13 protein-coding genes and 4 pseudogenes are annotated in these 19273 nt (G+C 67.8%); 14 read left to right on the plus strand and 3 right to left on the minus strand.

Features of this window, described 5'->3' with window-relative positions:
* Positions 1 to 65 precede the first annotated feature (65 nt).
* The 5 genes from OUO20_RS03375 to OUO20_RS03395 all read left to right on the plus strand — a co-directional run bounded on the left by OUO20_RS03375 (position 66) and on the right by OUO20_RS03395 (position 4958).
* A complete protein-coding gene (locus OUO20_RS03375; RefSeq protein WP_268002846.1) occupies positions 66 to 689 on the plus strand; it encodes a hypothetical protein in 624 nt (207 codons plus the stop codon).
* 56 nt (positions 690 to 745) lie between these two features.
* Positions 746 to 3064, plus strand: coding sequence for an NAD-dependent DNA ligase LigA (gene ligA / locus OUO20_RS03380; protein WP_442781112.1), 2319 nt, complete (start codon positions 746 to 748; stop codon positions 3062 to 3064).
* Positions 3061 to 3870 (plus strand): inositol monophosphatase family protein, encoded by an 810-nt coding sequence (locus tag OUO20_RS03385; protein WP_018771887.1) that lies wholly within the window; start codon positions 3061 to 3063, stop codon positions 3868 to 3870. The genes ligA and OUO20_RS03385 overlap by 4 nt, the downstream gene beginning before the upstream one ends.
* Positions 3871 to 4027: 157 nt before the next feature.
* On the plus strand, positions 4028 to 4531 hold the full coding sequence (locus OUO20_RS03390) for a GNAT family N-acetyltransferase (RefSeq protein ID WP_134164504.1): 504 nt from the start codon (positions 4028 to 4030) through the stop codon (positions 4529 to 4531).
* Positions 4532 to 4577: 46 nt separating this feature from the next.
* Complete coding sequence (locus OUO20_RS03395) at positions 4578 to 4958, plus strand: RidA family protein (protein ID WP_056390984.1); 381 nt, start codon at positions 4578 to 4580, stop codon at positions 4956 to 4958.
* A 13-nt stretch (positions 4959 to 4971) separates the two neighbouring features.
* Here OUO20_RS03395 and OUO20_RS03400 read toward each other — a convergent pair whose 3' ends face one another.
* Together OUO20_RS03400 and OUO20_RS03405 are read right to left on the minus strand one after the other, a co-directional pair.
* The gene (locus OUO20_RS03400; RefSeq protein ID WP_018771890.1) at positions 4972 to 5634 is read right to left on the minus strand and encodes a response regulator; all 663 of its coding nucleotides are present in this window, start codon (positions 5632 to 5634) and stop codon (positions 4972 to 4974) included.
* Positions 5627 to 7448: pseudogene (locus tag OUO20_RS03405) on the minus strand (ATP-binding protein). The gene OUO20_RS03400 and the pseudogene OUO20_RS03405 overlap by 8 nt, the downstream one beginning before the upstream one ends.
* A gap of 236 nt (positions 7449 to 7684) precedes the next feature.
* Between OUO20_RS03405 and OUO20_RS03410 the strand changes: the two are divergent.
* The 5 genes and pseudogenes from OUO20_RS03410 to OUO20_RS03430 all read left to right on the plus strand — a co-directional run bounded on the left by OUO20_RS03410 (position 7685) and on the right by OUO20_RS03430 (position 13539).
* A complete protein-coding gene (locus OUO20_RS03410; RefSeq protein ID WP_268002847.1) occupies positions 7685 to 9181 on the plus strand; it encodes a CitMHS family transporter in 1497 nt (498 codons plus the stop codon).
* Positions 9182 to 9327: 146 nt separating this feature from the next.
* On the plus strand, positions 9328 to 9624 hold the full coding sequence (gene gatC / locus OUO20_RS03415; RefSeq protein WP_268002848.1) for an Asp-tRNA(Asn)/Glu-tRNA(Gln) amidotransferase subunit GatC: 297 nt from the start codon (positions 9328 to 9330) through the stop codon (positions 9622 to 9624).
* A 2-nt stretch (positions 9625 to 9626) separates the two neighbouring features.
* On the plus strand, positions 9627 to 11201 hold the full coding sequence (gene gatA / locus OUO20_RS03420) for an Asp-tRNA(Asn)/Glu-tRNA(Gln) amidotransferase subunit GatA (protein WP_268002849.1): 1575 nt from the start codon (positions 9627 to 9629) through the stop codon (positions 11199 to 11201).
* Positions 11201 to 12708, plus strand: a pseudogene (gatB, locus tag OUO20_RS03425) (Asp-tRNA(Asn)/Glu-tRNA(Gln) amidotransferase subunit GatB). The gene gatA and the pseudogene gatB overlap by 1 nt, the downstream one beginning before the upstream one ends.
* A gap of 186 nt (positions 12709 to 12894) precedes the next feature.
* A complete protein-coding gene (locus tag OUO20_RS03430; protein WP_134164500.1) occupies positions 12895 to 13539 on the plus strand; it encodes a DUF5666 domain-containing protein in 645 nt (214 codons plus the stop codon).
* Between the two features lie 47 nt (positions 13540 to 13586).
* Here the strand turns inward: OUO20_RS03430 and OUO20_RS03435 are convergent, their stop codons facing one another.
* Positions 13587 to 14498, minus strand: a complete 912-nt coding sequence (locus tag OUO20_RS03435; protein WP_268002850.1) for a LysR family transcriptional regulator — start codon at positions 14496 to 14498, stop codon at positions 13587 to 13589.
* Positions 14499 to 14627: 129 nt separating this feature from the next.
* On the opposite strand from OUO20_RS03435, the gene tdh reads away from it, so the two are divergent.
* The 4 genes and pseudogenes from tdh to OUO20_RS03455 all read left to right on the plus strand — a co-directional run bounded on the left by tdh (position 14628) and on the right by OUO20_RS03455 (position 19256).
* Positions 14628 to 15674 carry an L-threonine 3-dehydrogenase gene (gene tdh / locus OUO20_RS03440; protein WP_134164499.1) on the plus strand — a complete coding sequence of 349 codons (1047 nt, stop codon included), beginning with the start codon at positions 14628 to 14630 and terminating at the stop codon, positions 15672 to 15674.
* 8 nt (positions 15675 to 15682) lie between these two features.
* Positions 15683 to 16878, plus strand: a pseudogene (locus OUO20_RS03445) (glycine C-acetyltransferase).
* Between the two features lie 40 nt (positions 16879 to 16918).
* Positions 16919 to 18033, plus strand: a pseudogene (locus tag OUO20_RS03450) (NAD(P)/FAD-dependent oxidoreductase).
* 11 nt (positions 18034 to 18044) lie between these two features.
* Positions 18045 to 19256: an amidohydrolase family protein gene (locus OUO20_RS03455; RefSeq protein ID WP_134164496.1), complete on the plus strand. Its 1212-nt coding sequence runs from the start codon at positions 18045 to 18047 to the stop codon at positions 19254 to 19256.
* Positions 19257 to 19273 lie beyond the last annotated feature (17 nt).

A 19273-nucleotide genomic window follows, 5' to 3' on the forward strand; every position in this document is an offset into this window, starting at 1 on the left:
TGTAGAAGACTACCGGGGACACCAGAAAGCCGCGGTGGGGGGACTGCGCGCATCGAAAGGTAGCAATGACCCCGTCCGCCCCGATCCTCCGCACTGTTTCGACGACGGCATCAGCAGCTGTCCTTGCCCTGGCCCTCGGCTTGTTCCCCTCCGGTCCCGCGCTGGCTGCAACCGCGGACCCCTCTCCGACGGCAGGCACCCAGGCCCCACCAGACTGCGGTCTTGTCTGCGTGCCCATCCTTGCCGACAACCCCGACCCCGGCCGGCCCCGCAAATCCAAGGAGGCTGCCCAGCCGCCGGCCCAGCCGGCGCCACCCGCCGAGCCTCCCGCCCAGCCACTCCAGCCGCAGCCAACGGAGCCAGCCGCGCAGCCGCAGGCAGGCACTCCCGAACCGGCCGGGCCTCCCGCCACGGCAGCGGAACTCCCGGATGGGTCCGCCACCGGAACCACGTCACCCGCTGCCGGCTACCGGCCGCCGACCGGCCCCTCCAGCGGGGTGGACTGGAACAGCCCGGTCAACCGGACTGCCGGGCCTGCCCGGATGGCTGCCGCTGCTGCCCCTGCCCGTGACGAGGGCCCCGGCGGACCTGCGCTCCTGCCCATCGCCCTTGGAGCGCTGCTGGTGGGCGTTTCCGCGGGCGCCTTCGCCTGGTGGAACCGAAACCGGAACCGGCTGCGCTCGCACTGACAGCGTTCACGCCGCCCTGCCCGCTGGCTGTCGCAGGTGTAAGGCAAGATAGGTCTGTGAGCACAGGACCAGGACCCGCAGAACAGACCGCCACCCGAACCGCGGAACCACACGAGCCCGAAGCCGTTCCCACCGAAGCCATCCGCGAGGAATACGAAAACCTCGCGGACCTGGTGCGGAAGTACCGGTTCGCGTACTACCAGGAGGACGCACCCCTGGTTTCGGACGCCGAGTTCGACACCCTCTTCCGCCGCCTCGAGGAGATCGAGGCGCTGCACCCGGAACTGGTGGCCAACGACTCGCCAACGCAGGAAGTGGGCGGCGAAGTATCCGCCGCCTTCGCGCCCGTGGAGCACCTGCAGCGGATGTACAGCCTGGAAGACGTCTTCTCGCTGGACGAGCTTGAGGCCTGGCTCAACCGGGCCGAGGCCAGCATCGAAAAAATCGGGGACGGCGGCACCAAGGCAGCCTGGCTTACCGAACTCAAGATCGATGGCCTTGCTGTCAACCTCCTGTACCGCGACGGCAGACTGGTGCGGGCTGCCACCCGCGGCGATGGAACCACGGGCGAGGACATCACCCACAACCTGCTCACCATCAAGGAAATCCCGCAGGAACTGCGCGGCAGCGGTTTCCCCGCCGAAATGGAGGTGCGCGGGGAGGTCTTCATCCCCTCCAAGGCGTTCGCGGAGTTCAACGAGGCCCTGATCGAAGCCGGCAAGGCACCGCTGGCCAATCCCCGCAACGCGGCCGCCGGCTCCCTGCGGCAGAAGGACCCCGCGGAGACGGCCAAGCGGCCGCTGAAGATGTTCGTCCACGGCATCGGCGCCCGCGAGGGGCTCGCGGCCGGCAGCCAGTCGGAAACATACGGGCTGCTCAAGGAGTGGGGCCTGCCGGTCAGCCCGTACTTCGAGGTGCTGGAGACCAGGGAAGACGTCCTTGGCTTCATCAAGCGCTACGGGGACCAGCGCCACAAGCTGCTCCACGAAATCGACGGCATCGTGATCAAGGTGGACGACTTTGCCACCCAGCGGGCCCTGGGCAACACCACCCGCGTTCCGCGCTGGGCCGTGGCCTACAAGTACCCGCCGGAGGAAGTCCACACCAAGCTGCTGGACATCCAGGTCAACGTGGGCCGAACCGGCCGCGTCACCCCCTACGGGGTCATGGAGCCGGTCAAGGTGGCCGGCTCCACGGTGGAAATGGCCACCCTGCACAACCAGGACGTGGTCAAGGCCAAAGGCGTCAAGATCGGCGACATCGTGGTCCTGCGGAAGGCGGGCGACGTCATCCCCGAAATCGTGGGCCCGGTGCTGGCCCTCCGGGACCAGCAGGACCCGCCCGTGCGGGATTTCGTGATGCCCACCGAATGTCCATCCTGCGGTACTCCGCTGGCCCCGGCCAAGGAGGGGGACGTGGATGTCCGCTGCCCCAACGCCAGGTCCTGCCCGTCGCAGCTTCGTGAGCGGGTGTTCCACGTAGCGGGCCGTGGCGCCTTCGACATCGAGGCCCTGGGCTGGGAAGCGGCCATTGCGCTGACCCAGCCGGCCGAACCCGATGTTCCGCCCCTGGCCTCCGAAGCCGGACTGTTCGACCTCACCCCCGAGGACCTGGCCGGCGTCCGGATCCGGAGGGAGAAGAAAACCAAGGGCGTTCCCACCGGCGAGTACGAGCTGGTGCCGTACTTCTTCAGCAAGGGCACGGCCAAGTCGCCGTCCAGGCCCACCGCCACCACGCAGAAGCTGTTCAAGGAACTCGAAAAGGCCAAGACCCAGCCCCTGTGGCGGGTGCTGGTTGCCCTGTCCATCCGGCACGTGGGCCCGCGGGCGTCCCGGGCCCTGGCCCAGGCGTTCGGCTCCATGGACCGCATCCGGGCAGCGTCGGAGCAGGAGCTGGCCCATGTGGACGGCGTGGGTCCCACCATCGCCGCCGCGCTGAAGGAATGGTTCGCGGAGGACTGGCATCTTGAAATCATCGACCGCTGGGCCGCCGCCGGGGTGCGCATGGAGGACGAACGGGACGAATCCATGCCGCGCACGCTCGAAGGGCTGACGGTGGTGGTCACCGGCTCGCTGCCCAACTTCAGCCGCGACGAGGCCAAGGAGGCCATCCTGCTCCGCGGCGGAAAGGCGGCCGGTTCCGTTTCGAAAAACACCAGTTACGTGGTGGCCGGCGAAAGTGCCGGCAGCAAGCTGGACAAAGCAGAGCAGCTGGGGATTCCAGTGCTGGACGAGGACGGGTTCCGGCAATTGCTCGACGGCGGCCCGGCAGCCCTGGGGGATGCGACAGCCCTGGGGGATGCGGCAGCGCCGGGAGCGGACGGGGACGCCAACGGGGAAGCGGCCGTACCGGCCGCAGTGGAGGAGAACGCATGACGTCCGCATCGGAACTGCTGGAGGTCGCCAAACAGGCAGCCGCTGCCGGTGCCAGGGTCCTTTCCGGCCGGGACGGCACCGCGCTGGACGCCAGCAACAAGGGGGCGGCCGGGGACTGGGTGACGGCCTTCGACGTCGCCGCCGAAAACGCGGTGCGGGACGTCATTGCCGCGGCCCGCCCGGGGGACAGCATCACCGGCGAGGAACAGGGCACCACCCGCCCCGCCGATCCCACCGGCTACCGCTGGTCCATCGACCCGCTGGACGGCACCACCAACTTCATCCGCAACATCGTCTACTACGCCACCTCCGTGGCTGTTGCCGACTCCGACGGCGCCTGGCTGGCCGGCGTGGTCAACGCCCCGGCGCTGGGCCGGATCTACTACGCCGCCCGCGGCCGGGGTGCCTGGCTGGAGGAGCGCGGAACCACCACCAGGCTTGAGGGCCCGGTCCCGGGCCGGACCGGGCAGATCCTGGCCACCGGATTCAGTTACGAACCCGGCATCCGCTCCCAGCAGGCTGCCGCCTTCGCCACCCTGATGGATGGGTTTGCCGATGTCCGCCGGCTTGGTTCCGCGGCCCTGGACCTGTGCATGGTGGCGGACGGAACGCATGACGCCTACGGCGAGAGGGGCCTGAACGAGCACGATTTCTCGGCCGGGGCGCTGATCGCAGAGGAAGCCGGCTGCTGGGTGCGCAGGCCACGCCTGACCAGCCCGCTCGACGGCGGTCCCACCGATGAGGAGCGGCTCGACGCCTGGACGTGCGCGGCCAGCCTGGAGCTGAGCGGCAAGTTTCCGCTCTAGGCGGCGCGGGAAGCCGGGCCGGCTCTGCAACACTGGCTCTGCAACACCGGCACTGCCCACTGGTACTGCACTGGTGCTGCTCACCGGTTCTGATAGTTCGATCACGGAAAGCGCGTTTCCGCCGGAACCGGGGCCGGGCCGCCACTACCATTGACGGGTGCAGCAGCAGCCAACCATCCGTCCCGCCGTCGAAGCCGACTTCCCGGCCATCGCCCGGATCACCGGCGACTCCTATCTCTCCGCAGGCTACTTCGACGACCCCGCCCATCCGTATATGGTCAAGATCATGGACGTTGCTGAACGGGCCCAACAGGCCACCATCTGGGTAGCCGAACGGGAGGGAACCGTCATCGGCTCCGTCACGCTGGCGCTCGCCGGGGAACCCTACGCGGACATTGCCCTGCCGGACGAGCTGGAATTCCGCATGCTGGTAGTGGACCCTGCGGTCCAGCGCAGCGGCGCCGGCCGGGCCATGGTGGAGGCAATCATCGATTATGCCCGTACCCTTCCGGGCATCCGCGCGGTGGCCCTGACCACGGGGAAAGACTGGGAAAGCGCGCACGGCCTGTACCGCAGGACCGGCTTCCACCGGGTGGCTGAACGGGACTGGTTCGTTCCCGGAACCGACACAAAACTGCTGGTTTACCGGCGCGACCTGTAGCAGCCCTACAGTGGTGGCGACCCATTCCAGCTTTGAAAGGCCACCCATGCGCAAAACCTTCGGCAGCGGATCCGTCTGGGAACAGACCCTCGGCTACTCCCGTGCCGTCCAGGTGGACGACACCCTCTACATTTCCGCAACCGCGGCAAGCGGTGACGACGGGATCGTGGGGGACGACTTCTACACCCAGACCCAGTACATCCTGCAGAAACTCGGCAAGGTCCTGGCCGACGCCGGCTTCGGCTACGAGGACGTTGTGCAGTCCAAGCTGTACCTGACGGACATCAGCAAATGGGAAGAGGCCGGCCGGGCGCACGGCGAGGTGTTCGGTGACATCCGCCCCACCCTCTCCCTGGTCCACGTGCTGCCGTTCCTGGATCCGAAGATGCTTGTCGAGATCGAACTCGTCGCCCAGAAAGCTGCCTGACGCTCTCCCTGGATTACCGCGCCGGCAGGCCGTACCGGTGTTCCGGCCTGCCGGTGGTGCCGTAGCGGAGCTGGATGTCCACCGCGCCGTCGTCGGCCAGGGAGGACAGGTACCGCTGGGCGGTTGCCCGGGAGACGCCCACCCGGGAGGCCACTTCCGCGGCCGAGTACTGCTCACCGGGGGCCAGGGACTCCAGCACTGCCGCTTCGGTGGCGGAGCGGGGTTTCGACGACGGCGTGACATCACCCGGAATCAGGGAACGTTTTGCACGTTCCACCGCCTCCTGGTCCAGTGCCCCCGGCTGGCCCAGGAGGCGCCGGTACCGGGCATAGGAGCGCAGCTGCTGGGACAGCGACTCCGCAGTGAAGGGCTTGAGCAGGTATCCCAGCGCTCCCCGGCGGAACGCCACCCGGAGGGACGAGGCATCGGAGGCGGCGCTGAGGATGATGGTGTCCACATCCAGTTGCTGCAGCAGGTCCAGGCCCGATGCATCCGGCAGGTACACGTCCAGCAGCACCAGGTCCGGCCGCAGGCTGTGGATGGCCTGCAGTGCCAGGGAGGCAGTGCCCACGGGCGCCAGCGCCAGGAACCCTGCCACCGAGTCGACATACGTTGCGTGGAGCTTGGCCACATGGAAGTCGTCGTCCACGATCAGGACCCGAAAATCGTCAGCCATTCTCATCCTTTCCGGCTGCCCCCGGGGTTGTGGCGGCGGGCTTTCCCGCCGTCGTCTGCGGAAGGGTCGCCATGAACACGGCGCCCGGCCCGCCCTTGGTTCCGCGCTCCAGCACTTTCACGTCGCCGCCGCGGCGCCGTGCCAGCTGGCGCGCGAGAGCCAGTCCGAAGCCCTGTCCGCCACCTGCCCGGACAGGGCCGGAGGCCGTGGTGAAACCCTCGGCAAACACGCCCTCCGCGTCTGTGCCTTCTGCCAGCCCGTCACCCGAGTCCGCCACCACGATATGCAGCGTTCCGCCGTCGTCGGCCGGCTCATCCAGGACCTCAAGCTCAACCCAGCGCTCCGTTGATGACCCGGCAACGGCGGCGTTGACGGCGTTGTCGATCAGGTTGCCCAGCACCGTGGTCACGTCCTGGGCTTCGGTGACCTGCCCCTGACCAGGGTCTCCGGGCCGATGCGGAGCGCAACGCCGCGCTCGTCCGCCTCCACGCCCTTGGCGCCGACGAAGGCCTGGAGATACGGGTCCTGTAACAGTTCCGCCTGGTCCACCGGGAACTTCAGCGGACCGGTGGCGGCCAACCGGGCAAGGTAGTCCCGTGCCTCCTGGTGCTGCCCGATGCCCAGGAAGCCGGCCAGGGTGTGCAGCTGGTTGGCGAACTCGTGCCGCTGGGCACGCAGTGCGGTGGACATGGTTCCCACGGCGTCCAACTGGCGGGTCAGCTGCTGCAGCTCGGTGCGGTCCCGCAGCATGATCACCCAGCCCAGGTCCTCCCGGCGGTGCAGCGCCTTGCGGGCGTTCGCCACCAGGACCCGGCCACCGGCCACCAGTTCCAGCGCATCCACGGCCGGACCGGCGGAGTTTGCAGCAGTCACGGCGCCTGGAACTGCCACAGCGCCTGGAACTGCCACAGTGCCTGGAACTGCCACAGCGCCTGGAACTGCCACAGCGCCGGCCGCGGTCCGCGTAAGGGACTTCAGCTGCTCCGGAACCGGGGCATCCTCCCACCGGGTGCCGGACAGATCCGGCAACTCCAGCAGGCGCTGCGCCGCGGCGTTGAAGACGCTCACCCGGCCGTCGGCACTGACGCCGATGACGCCGTCGTCCACGCCCTGCAGCACCGCCACCTGGTCGTGGACCAGCGTGCTGATCTCTTCCGGCTCCAGGCCAAGGGTGAGCCGCTGCAGGCGGCGGCGCAGCAGGAAGGACCCCAGGATCCCGGCCAGCAGGGCACCCGCGGCCGTCAGCGCCACCGGCCCGATGTCGCGGGCCACGCTCTGGGCCACCGTCTCCATGGAGTAGCCCACGCTCACCTCACCCACCACCGTGGTGCTGCCGGGCGCATACACGGGAACCTTGGCGCCCGCGGAGGGGCCCAGGGTTCCGGTGTTCCGGGTGGTGATTTCCTGGCCGGACAGCGCCTCGGACGGGTCCGTGCTGACTTTCTCACCCAGCCGCTGGGGATCGGGATGGGCCAGCCTGATCCCGGTTTCGTCGGTGATCACCACGAACAGCGCTCCGGTCCGGGTCCGCGCTGCCTCGGCTGCTGACTGGAGCGGCCCGGCCAGAAGCTCGCCGGGCGGGGAGTGCCGGGCTGTTCACTGATGGCCAGCACGTCGGCCCTGACCTGCGGATCCGAGGCAACGGTGCGCGCCAGCGTCAGGGCCTGGTTTTCGGCGTCGCTGCCAACCCGGTCGTACGTCAGCCAGGCATGCACGGTGGCGCTGAGCAGCACCACCAGCAGCACCACCGCCAGCTGCAGCAGCAGCGTCTGGGTGGAAAACCGCAGCGGCGGCCGGGGTGCGGAACGCTGCATTCATCCTCCTTGACGGTGTATTGGCAGTGTATTGGCAGGGGTGTATTTGCGTAGGATGCGGGTGCGGCCGAGCCGGTGGTTTCAGCGCATCAGGCCCGTGAGCACAATGAGCAAAATGCTCCCAATAAGCAGTATGCCAATCAATTGAGCCAAAGGCACTGCCGTGACGGACGCCACCCTACAGTCTGTAGCACGCATCACAACGCTGTGGTGCTGTTCACAAGAAGGAGCCGGCTGTGCTGGTAATACTTGGATTCGCCATGATCGCGGTATTCATGGTGCTGATCATGACGAAGAAGTTGACGCCAGTGCTGGCGTTGATCATTGTCCCTACTGTTTTTGGCCTTTTTGCCGGCGCCGGCCTCGGCATCGGCAACATGGTGATGGACTCCATGAAGTCCATGACCTCCACCGCGGCGCTGCTGATGTTCGCCATCATCTACTTCGGCCTGATGATCGACGTCGGGCTCTTTGACCCGCTGGTGAAGTTCATCCTCCGCAAGCTGGGCAACGACCCCGCCAAGGTTGTCCTGGGCACCGCCATCCTGGCGGCCGCCGTGTCGCTGGATGGCGACGGGTCCACCACGTTCATCCTCACCACGGCCGCCATGCTGCCGGTCTACCTGCGCCTCAAGATGAGCCCCGTGGTCCTCACCTGCGTGGCCGGCCTGGCCAACGGCACCATGAACATCCTGCCGTGGGGCGGCCCCACCGCCCGCGCCGCCACCGCCCTGAAGATCGACGTCAATGACGTCTTCGTCCCCATGATCCCGTCCCTGGTGGCCGGCCTGGTGGTCGTGTTCGCCTTCGCCTGGCTGCTGGGCCTGCAGGAGCGCAACCGCCTCCGTGCCACCGCTCCGGAAATCTGGGGCGTCCCGGAGACGGCGGCAGGGTTTGACGGAATGTCCGACGGCGGTGCCTCCGCCGGCGGAACCGGCGGCACGGGTGCCGGAACCGGCCGCGGACGCCAGGGCAACCCCGGCGGAGCAGCCCCCGCCGTCGACGGCTCCCCGGCAGGATCCTCCGTGGCCGTACTGGACCGCGCCGACACCCTCCTTGAGGACAGCGGCGCCGGACTCACCGACACCGCCCTTGACCCGAACCGCTCCACCCTTCGCCCCAAGCTGTTCTGGTTCAACCTGGCCCTGACCGTCGCCGTCATGGTGGTGCTCGTAGCCAACATCATCCCGCTGCCGTTCGTCTTCATGGTGGGCGCCGCAGTCGCCCTGCTGGTCAACTTCCCCAAGGTCAAGGACCAGGGCGCCCAGCTGATCGCCCACGCCCCCTCCATCGTTGCCGTCGTCAGCATGGTCATGGCCGCAGCCGTCCTCACCGGCGTCCTCAAGGGCACCGGCATGGTGGAAGCGATGTCCGCATGGCTCGTCCAGATCATCCCGTCCTCCATGGGCCCGTTCATGGCGGTCATCACCGGCATCCTGAGCATCCCCATGACGTTCTTCATGAGCAACGACGCCTTCTACTTCGGCGTACTGCCGGTGCTGAGCGAGACCGCCGCCCACTACGGCGTTGGCGCCGCTGACATGGCCCGTGCCTCCATCACCGGCCAGCCGTTCCACCTGCAGAGCCCGCTGGTCCCTGCCATCCTGCTGCTGGTTTCGCTGGCCAAGGTGGACCTCGGTGACCACCACAAGAAGGTCCTGTGGCGCACTGCCGTCATCTCCCTGGTAATGCTCGGCGTCGGGCTGCTGACTGGAGCCATTGGTATCGGTTAGTCTTTAGCTGTCCGCGCTCCTGTCCCCGAGGCAGGACCGGGTAGGTAAGGTGCCCGTCTGACGCCCGCTGGGGGCCGTCAGACGGGCATCTGCGTTTCCGCACTAGACTGGATCGGAAAACAATCCGAACTTTGCAGGGGAGATCCATGGCTGCGATCAACCGTGACGACGTCGCGCATCTCGCGCGGCTCGCTCACATCGAGATGAGTGCCCAAGAGCTGGACAGGATGGCCGGCGAGCTCGCCGTCATCGTCGATTCGGTCAAGTCCGTCAGTGAGGCCGCCGGGGATGACGTCCCGGCCACGTCCCATCCCATTCCGCTCACCAACGTGTTCCGCGACGACGTTGTTGGACACACCTTCACGGCGGAACAGGCACTCTCCGGCGCCCCGGATTCCGATGACAACCGTTTCAAGGTCCCGGCCATCCTGGATGAGGCATAACCATGACTGAACACAACACCGCCGGCACCAGCGCCGACACCCTGATCCGGCTGTCCGCCGCGCAGCTGGCCGAAAAGCTCCACGCCGGCGAGGTCACCGCCGTCGAAGTTACCCAGGCCTACCTGGACCGCATCGCCGCCGTCGACGGCAAGGTCAACGCCTTCCTGCACGTCAACGCCGAGGAAGCGCTCGCCGTCGCCGCCGAGGTGGACGCCATCCGCGCCGCCGGCGGTGCTGAGGCCCAGGCCCTGCACGTCCTGGCCGGCGTCCCCATCGCCGTCAAGGACCTCATCGTCACCATCGGCCAGCCCACCACTGCAGGGTCCAAAATCCTCGAAGGCTGGCACAGCCCGTACGACGCCACCGTGGTGGAGCGCCTGCGCGCCGCGAAGATGCCCATCCTTGGCAAGACCAACCTGGACGAATTCGCCATGGGCTCCTCCACCGAGCACTCGGCCTACGGCCCCACCCGCAACCCCTGGGACCTGGACCGGATCCCCGGCGGCTCCGGCGGTGGCTCGGCTGCGGCGGTTGCCGCCTTCGAAGCGCCCCTCGCCCTGGGAACGGACACCGGTGGCTCCATCCGCCAGCCCGGTGCCGTCACGGGAACCGTTGGCGTGAAGCCCACCTACGGCAGCGTCTCCCGCTACGGTGCCATCGCCATGGCCTCCTCGCTGGACCAGATCGGCCCGGTCACCCGCACCGTGCTGGACTCCGCCCTGCTGCACCAGGTCATCGGCGGCCACGATCCCCGCGACTCCACGTCGCTGCCGGACCCCTTGGCAGACCTCGTGGCTGCCGCGAAGACCGGCAACGTCGATGGCCTGCGGATCGGCATCATCAAGGAACTTCACGGCGAGGGCTACCAGGCCGGCGTCGAAAACCGCTTCAACGACGCCCTGGAGCTGCTCAAGGAAGCCGGCGCGGAGATCGTGGAGGTCTCCTGCCCCAACTTCCAGTACGCCCTGGGCGCCTACTACCTGATCATGCCGTCCGAGGCCTCCTCCAACCTGGCCAAGTTCGACGGCGTCCGGTACGGCCTGCGCGTCCTCCCCGAGGACGGGCCCATGACCATTGAACGCGTCATGGGTGCCACCCGCGCCGCCGGGTTCGGCGACGAGGTCAAGCGCCGCATCATCCTGGGCACCTACGCCCTGTCCGCCGGCTACTACGACGCCTACTACGGCTCGGCCCAGAAGGTCCGCACCCTGGTGCAGCGGGACTTTGACGCCGCCTTTGAACAGGCCGACGTCCTGATTTCACCCACCGCCCCCACCACGGCCTTCCCGCTCGGGGAAAAGCTGGACGATCCGCTGGCCATGTACCTGAACGACGTCGCCACCATCCCCGCCAACCTGGCAGGTGTTCCCGGCCTGTCACTGCCCGGCGGCCTGGCCGACGAGGACGGACTTCCCGTCGGCATCCAGCTGCTGGCCCCGGCCCGCGAGGACGCCCGCCTTTACCGGGTTGGCGCGGTCCTGGAATCGCTGCTCGAAGCCAGGTGGGGCGGCCCGCTGCTGGCCCAGGCTCCCGACCTTGCCGCAGCCGGTACCCTCGAAGCCCAGGAGGCAAAATAATGAACACCGAGGCAATCCTGAGCTTCGAAGAGGCCATGGAGAAGTACGACCCCGTCCTGGGCTTTGAGGTCCACGTGGAGCTCAACACCAAGACCAAGATGTTCTCCTCCGCACCCAACGTTTTCGGCGACGAGCCCAACACCAACGTCAACGAGGTGGACCTGGGCATGCCCGGCGTGCTGCCCGTGGTCAACAAGACGGCGGTGGAGTCCTCCATCAAGATCGGCCTGGCGCTGAACTGCAAGATCGCCGAATCCTGCCGCTTTGCCCGGAAGAACTACTTCTACCCGGACACCCCCAAGAACTTCCAGACCTCCCAGTACGACGAGCCCATCGCGTACGACGGCTACCTGGACGTGGAACTGGAGGACGGCACCGTGTTCCGCGTGGAGATCGAGCGCGCTCACATGGAGGAGGACGCCGGAAAGCTGACCCATATGGGCGGTGCCACCGGCCGCATCCACGGCGCCGACTTTTCGCTGGTGGACTACAACCGCGCCGGCGTCCCGCTGGTGGAAATCGTCACCAAGCCCATCGAGGGCGCCGGCTCCCGCGCCCCGGAACTGGCCAAGGCCTACGTGGCCGCCATCCGCGAGATCGTCAAGAACCTTGGCGTCTCCGATGCCCGCATGGAACGCGGCAACGTGCGGTGCGACGCCAACGTCTCGCTCCGCCCGCACGGCCGGGAACGGTTCGGTATCCGGTCCGAAACCAAGAACGTGAACTCGCTGCGCGCTGTCGAGCACGCCGTCCGCTACGAGATCCAGCGCCACGCCGCCGTCCTGGACTCCGGCAATCCCGTGGTCCAGGAGACCCGGCACTGGCACGAGGACACCCGCACCACCACGTCGGGCCGGCCCAAGTCGGACGCGGACGACTACCGCTACTTCCCGGAACCGGACCTGGTCCCCGTGGTGGCGTCCCGTGAATGGGTGGAGGAACTGCGCGCCACGCTGCCAGAACCGCCGGCCGAGCGCCGCAAGCGGCTCAAGGCCGACTGGGGCTATTCTGACCTGGAATTCCGCGACGTGGTGAACGCCGGCGTCCTGGACGAGATCGAGGAAACCATCGCGGCCGGCGCGTCCGCGTCCGTGGCCCGCAAGTGGTGGATGGGCGAGATCGTGGGCCGCGCCAAGGCCGCCGACGTCGACCCCGGCCAGCTGGGCGTCCAGCCCGCAACCATCGTGGAGCTCAACCGCATGGTGGAGGCCGGCAAGATCAACAACAAGATGGCAACGGAAGTGCTGGACGGCGTGCTCGCCGGCGAAGGCACCCCGAAGAAATCGTCGAGAAGCGCGGACTCGCCGTGGTTTCCGACGACGGCCCCCTCCTGGAAGCCATCGATGCCGCACTCGCTGCCCAGCCCGACGTCGCGGACAAGATCCGCGGCGGTAAGGTCCAGGCCATCGGCGCCATCGTGGGCGGGGTCATGAAGGCCACCCGCGGACAGGCCGACGCCGCCCGAGTCCGGGAACTGATCCTGGAGAAGCTGGGCGTCACCGTCTAGCACTCCCATACCCAACTGGGTCGCAGCAGATGTCGTTTTGAACGCTGATAACGACATTAACTGCGACCCAGTTGGGCTTTACTCAGGTGCCGCCGGCTGAAAGTACCCGTGGCTGCGCGTCCGCGGCGGACTTACACTTGAGCCCACGGGGCGCTGGTGCCCCGGCGGCGTGCGGGAGGAACAACCATGGTGGCAAGGGAACCGATGAGGGCGCGCAAGGCATTGCTTGCCGGGGCAGTGGCACTGGCGTTGACGGGTACAGGGACGGCCCTGGCGTGGTCCGCCACGGGCACGCCGACGCCGTCGCCCTCGCAAACGGCACCAGGCAAAGACACGGCACCAGGCAAAGACACGGCACCAGGCAAAGACACTGCACCCGGCCAGCAGGACAAGAAGGACCAACAGGACAAGCAGGACAAGAAGGCCCAGCGTCCGCAGGCACTCCACGGCGAGGGCGTGGTCAAGAACGCCGACGGCACGTTCCAGACCGTCCTGGAACAGCGTGGGACGGTGGAATCGGTCAGCGATTCGGCCATCACCGTCAAGAGCGAGGACGGCTACTCCCAGACCTACGCCGTCAACGCCGATACCAGGATCACCATGTTTCCAACAGGCGACGACGGCAAGCGGCTTAAGCCGACGGACGGAACCACCGCAGACATCGCCGCCGGGGACACGGTACGCATCTCCGGCACCAAGGACGGGGACAAGGCAGCAGCCAAACGGATCGTGAAGGGTGCCGGTGACGGGCCTGGCCTTGGATTGGGACGCGGCCACGGCCTTGGACACAAGATGGGCAAGGGGAACCACCAGGACGACGAAGGGGCATAGCGTCCGGTTGCCCTTGAACTGCCCCTCCAGCGCGGGTTGAGCCCAGGTCAGCCCTGCCGCACCAGCCCGGCCATGATGTCCTCCAGCGCCTCGCAGACCATCACCACCGCCCGCCGTTTCAGGTTTTCCGGCCTGGCCAGCAGGTCTATCCTGCGGCGCGTGCTGATGCCTTCCAGGGGCCGCAGCACAATGCCCGGATTCAGGACCGGCCCTGCCGTGTACCTGGGCAGCAGCCCAACCACGCCGCCCGCGGCCACGAGCGCCGCCACCGTGAAGTAGTCGTTGATGCGGTGGACGATGTTTGGCTCCCGGCTGGACACGGCAGCGACGGCAGACAGGACATCGGCGGGGGAGTAGCCGGGGTGGCTGGTCACCCAGGCCTCGGCGCCGACGTCGTCCGCCGTGACCGTATCTTTTTGGGCCAACGGGTGGCCGGCGGGCAGTGCCACGTCCAGGGGCTCGTGCGCCAGCGGGATCACGGCCACGCGTTCCGCGGGCCAGCGGGGACTGTGGTCCATGCGGTGCGCCAGGACCAGGTCGTACCGGGCGGTGAGGGCAGGGAAGTCCTGCTGGGCAACATCCTCATCGGACAGTTCGATCCGGGGGTGTTCCGGCCGGTCCACCATGCGTGCCAGCGGCGCGAACAGCGCCTGCCCGGCACTGTGGAAGCCGCTGAGCGTCACCCGGCCGGCCGGCGAGTGGTGGTAGGTGCCCAGGGCTCCGCGGGCGTCGGCCATGGCGCTGACGACGGCGGCGCCTGCGTCGGCGAGCACTTGGCCGGCTTCCGTGAGCACCAGGTTCCGGCCCTCCTTGCGTGTCAGCGGCACCTCGACTGTTCGCTGCAGGTGGGCCAGTTGCTGCGAGACCGCAGACGGGGTCACCATGAGGGTGTCTGCTACGGCCTTCACGCTCCCCAGGGCGCCCAGTTCACGCAGGATCTCCAGCTGATGTATCTCCACCACGCCAGTCTAATCATTAGCAATTCCTAAATCGTTGATTGAGAAAATTCCTGTTGTGCTAACGCTTCGCCGAGGCTTCAATGAGGAGGACAAGACCTCAGATCTGAATGCCAAGAAGTAAGGACGCCAATGAAGGCCCTGTACAAGCCCGGCCCGCAGGCCGGATTCGAACTCGTCGACAGGCCCGAGCCGGAGGCCGGTCCGGCGGACGTGAAGATCCGGGTCATGACCACCGGGATCTGCGGCACGGACCTGCACATCCAGTCCTGGGACTCCTGGGCCCAGGGGATCATCGAAGCGCCCCTCATCGCCGGCCACGAGTTCTACGGCGAAGTGGTGGAGGTGGGCGAAGACGTCCGCGAAGTCAAGGTTGGCGACAGGGTCTCCGGGGAAGGCCACGTGGTGTGCGGCATTTGCCGGAACTGCCGCGCAGGACGCCGCCAGATGTGCATCCACACGGTCAGCGTGGGGGTCCAGCGCGACGGGGCTTTCGCCGAGTACGTGGTGATCCCCGAGACCAACGCGTGGGTCCACCACGACCCCTCCGTCACGCCCGAACTTGGCGCCATCTTCGACCCCTTCGGCAACGCCGTGCACACCGCACTGAGCTTCCCGCTGGTGGGGGAGGACGTCCTCATCACCGGGGCCGGCCCCATTGGCCTGATGGCAGTCGCCGTCGCCCGCCACGCCGGAGCCCGCAAGATCGCCATCACCGACGTTTCCCGGCCCCGGCTGGACCTGGCCCGGCAGCTCGGGGCCGACCTCGCCATCGATGTCTCCACCACGCGGGTCCGCGACGCCCAGCGCGAGCTCGGCATGCGCGAAGGCTTCGACGTCGGAATGGAAATGTCCGGCCACCCCTCCGCCCTGCCTGAGATGATCGACAACATGAACCACGGCGGCCGGATCGCCATGCTGGGGCTGCCCAGCCAGGAAATCATCATCGACTGGGGCAAGGTGGTCACCCACATGCTGACCCTGAAGGGCATCTATGGCCGGGAGATGTACGAAACCTGGTACGCCATGAGCGCCATGCTCTCATCCAACCCGGTGCTCCATGCGGGCATCTCCGCCGTGGTCACGGACACGCTTCCCGCCACGGACTGGGAGAAGGGCTTCGACATTGCCCGCAGCGGCGTGGGCGGCAAAGTAGTCCTCGACTGGACCCGACTGTAAGGAAACCCATGTACACCTCCATCAAGGACCAGCTTCGCGACGAGCTGGAGGAAATCCGCACCGCCGGGCTCTACAAGACCGAACGCAGCATCAGCTCGCCGCAGTCCAGCCACATCACCGCCGGACAGATCGGCGCGCCGGGTGCCGACGTGCTGAACTTCTGCGCCAACAACTACCTGGGCCTGGCCGACCACCCGGACATCATCAATGCAGCCAAGGCCGCCATGGACGAGCGCGGCTTCGGCATGGCCAGCGTCCGTTTCATCTGCGGAACCCAGGACCTGCACCTCAAACTCGAGGCCAGGGTTTCCGCTTTCCTGGGTACCGAGGACACCATCCTGTTCTCAAGCTGCTTCGACGCCAATGGCGGCGTCTTCGAATCCCTCTTCGGGTCCGAGGATGCGGTCATTTCGGACGCCCTCAACCACGCTTCCATCATCGACGGCATCCGGCTGTGCAAGGCGCGCCGCTACCGCTACGCCAACCAGGACATGGCCGAGCTCGAGGCCCGCCTGCAGGAGGCGCAGGACGCCCGCCGGAAGATCATCGTCACCGACGGCGTGTTTTCAATGGACGGCTACCTGGCTCCGCTGGAGGCCATCTGCGACCTCGCCGAAAAGTACGGCGCCCTGGTGATGGTGGACGACTCCCACGCCGTGGGCTTCATGGGCGCCACCGGCGCGGGCACCCCGAACACGCCGGCGTGTCCTCCCGCGTGGACATCTACACCGGCACCTTCGGCAAGGCCCTGGGCGGGGCGTCAGGCGGCTACGTGTCCGGCCGCAGGGAGATCATTGCCATGCTGCGGCAGAAGGCGCGCCCCTACCTGTTCTCCAACTCGGTGGCTCCCGCCATTGTGGCCGCCACCCTCAAGGCTCTGGACCTGGTGGAAAACTCGGCCGACCTGCGCCGCCGTCTCTTCGAAAACGCCGAACTGTTCCGCCGCCGCATGACCGGGGAGGGCTTCGACCTGCTGCCCGGCGAACACGCCATCGTGCCGGTGATGTTCGGCGATGCCGTGATGGCCGCCAAGGTTGCCGACCGGATGCTGCAGCACGGCGTCTTCGTCACCGCCTTCAGCTTCCCCGTGGTTCCGCGCGGTGCCGCGAGGATCCGGGTGCAGCTGTCCGCCGCCCATTCAGCGGACGACGTCGAAGCGTGCGTTCGTGCCTTCGTCGCCAGCCGTGCCGAAGCAGCAGCCTGACGAAAGTTCCACCGGCCACGAACTCTGCAAGGATGGACGGATGGCAGCACATTACGATGTCCTGATCGTGGGCGGCGGCATTGCCGGCCTGTCCCTGGCCTCCGCGCTGGCCGGCCGCTGCAGCGTGGCACTGTTGGAGGCGGAGCAGGAGCTGGCGTACCACACGTCCTCCCGCTCCGCCCGGCAGCTGATCCCGAGCTACGGCCCTCCCGTGGTGCAGGAACTCACGCTCCGGACCCTGGAACTGATCGCGGCGCGGGACGCGGAACTGCCGGAACCGGTCCTGACGCCGCGCAGCTTCATGCTGATCGGCTCCGAGGCCGATGTTGCCGCGGAATCCAGCGGGCACATGCAGCCCATCGCCGTTGACCGCGCGCTTGAGCTGTGCCCGGCCCTGCTCCCGGGAACCTTCGCCGCCGCCGGACTGGATACTGGCTCGTTTGGCTGCAACGCGCCCCTGCTCCTGGACACGCACCGCAAACAGGCACTCGAGGCCGGAGCCGATATCATCACCGGCGCACGGGTGCATTCGGCGCAACGGCTGGGTTCCGGATGGCAGGTAGGTGCCGGGGCCGAGGGCTTTGAAGCCGGCGTCCTGGTCAATGCAGCCGGGGCATGGGCTGATGAGCTCGCAGTGATCAGCGGCGTCGAGAAGCTGGGGCTGCAGCCGTACCGGCGCACTGCGGCGATTGCCGCCGTCGAACGCCCCTGCCTGCCGCCACCCCGATGGTGGCGGCAGCGGACAATACCTTCTACTTCCGCCCTGACGGTGACGACGTCCTGGTTTCGCCGTCCGAAACCGTGCCCAGTGGCCCCGAGGACGCGCGGCCCCGGCCAGGCGACGTGGAGCGCCTGGTGGAAAAGCTGAACTCCATCACCAGCCTGGGGATCACGGGAATCCGCCGCGCCTGGACCGGCCTGCGCACTGAGGCCGCCGACGGGGTTCCGGTGGCGGGCTTCGATGCCGAAGCCCCCGGCTTCTACTGGCTCGTGGGGCAGGGCGGCTACGGCTTCCAGACCTCCGCTGCGATGGCTGAGCTGGCGGCTGACCAGATCCTCGCAGGCCAGGGAGCGTCCGGAGGTGCTGCCGCCGACGGTCCGGAATCCCGGACAGCGCGCGCCCTGGCTGCCAGCCGCTGGTCCATCCGACGCTGAAGAATGGTTCAATGAGCACCATGATCACCAATATTGCCGAGCTGATGACCCAGGACCTTGAACACCGGGTCCTGAAGGACGCGGCGGTAGTGGTCGAGGGCGAACGGATCTCGTGGATCGGCGCCGCGGCCGAGGCCCCGGCGGCGGACGAAGCCATCGACGCCGGCGGCCGCGCCATGCTCCCCGGATGGGTGGACTCCCACAGCCACCTGCTGTTCGCCGGGGACCGTACCGCGGAATTCGAAGCACGGATGGCGGGGGAGGCGTACGCTGCCGGAGGCATCGCCGTCACCATGAACGCCACGCGTGCCACGTCGGACTTTGACCTCACCCGCCTGGCCATGGGCCGGGTTGCCGAGGCAGTCTCGCAGGGGACCACTTACCTGGAAACGAAGACCGGCTACGGCCTGGATATCGGGAACGAGGCCCGCAGCGCGCGTATCGCCGCCGGCGTGGCGGACCAGGTGACCTACCTGGGCGCCCACCTGGTTCCTGCCGGACAGGACCCGGAGAAGTACACAGACCTGGTCTGCGGACCGATGCTTGATGCCGTCCGCCCCTACGTCCAGTGGGCCGACGTTTTCTGCGAGGAGGGCGCGTTTACGGCCGAACAGTCCCGCCGCGTGCTGACGGCCTGCCGCGACGCCGGACTGGGCCTGCGCGTGCACGGCAACCAGCTGGGTGAGGGCCCCGGCGTGCAGCTTGCCGTGGAGATGGCTGCCGCCAGCGTGGACCACGTCAACTACCTGGCCGGGCAGGACGTGAAGTCCCTTGCGGCTTCCTGGTCCGGGTGGGACCCCGCCACCGGCACAGGCGAGCGGGGCACTGTGGCCACCTGCCTCCCGGCCTGCGACCTCTCAACCCGCCAGCCGCTGGCCCCAGCCCGCACGCTTCTCGACGCCGGTGTGCAGGTGGCGCTCGCTTCCAACTGCAATCCCGGAACGTCGTATACAAGTTCCATGGCATTCTGCGTCACCACCGCCGTCCTCCAGATGCACCTGAGCGTGCATGAGGCCGTCCGCGCCGCCACCTATGGCGGCGCACTGGCGTTGCACAAGGAAAGCGGGCGCGATGCGGATGGTGAACGCGCCGTGGGGTCCATCGCCGTCGGGCACCGCGCCGACCTGCACCTGCTCAACGCCCCGTCCGCAACGCATCTCGCTTACCGTCCCGGCATGCCATTGACGTACGCTGTGTGGCGGGCCGGAGCCAGGGAGCGGTAGGTCCATACCGTTTTTTG

Origin of the sequence: Arthrobacter sp. FX8, assembly GCF_026723805.1 — a bacterium.
GTDB lineage: Bacteria > Actinomycetota > Actinomycetes > Actinomycetales > Micrococcaceae > Arthrobacter.

Coding starts and splice junctions, on each gene's coding strand:
- OUO20_RS03375 (WP_268002846.1), top strand. CDS start 66: ATGACCCCGTCCGCCCCGATCCTCCGCACTGTTTCGACGACGGCATCA.
- OUO20_RS03385 (WP_018771887.1), top strand. CDS start 3,061: ATGACGTCCGCATCGGAACTGCTGGAGGTCGCCAAACAGGCAGCCGCT.
- OUO20_RS03395 (WP_056390984.1), top strand. CDS start 4,578: ATGCGCAAAACCTTCGGCAGCGGATCCGTCTGGGAACAGACCCTCGGC.
- OUO20_RS03400 (WP_018771890.1), bottom strand. CDS start 5,634: ATGGCTGACGATTTTCGGGTCCTGATCGTGGACGACGACTTCCATGTG.
- gatC (WP_268002848.1), top strand. CDS start 9,328: ATGGCTGCGATCAACCGTGACGACGTCGCGCATCTCGCGCGGCTCGCT.
- gatA (WP_268002849.1), top strand. CDS start 9,627: ATGACTGAACACAACACCGCCGGCACCAGCGCCGACACCCTGATCCGG.
- OUO20_RS03430 (WP_134164500.1), top strand. CDS start 12,895: ATGGTGGCAAGGGAACCGATGAGGGCGCGCAAGGCATTGCTTGCCGGG.
- tdh (WP_134164499.1), top strand. CDS start 14,628: ATGAAGGCCCTGTACAAGCCCGGCCCGCAGGCCGGATTCGAACTCGTC.
- OUO20_RS03455 (WP_134164496.1), top strand. CDS start 18,045: ATGAGCACCATGATCACCAATATTGCCGAGCTGATGACCCAGGACCTT.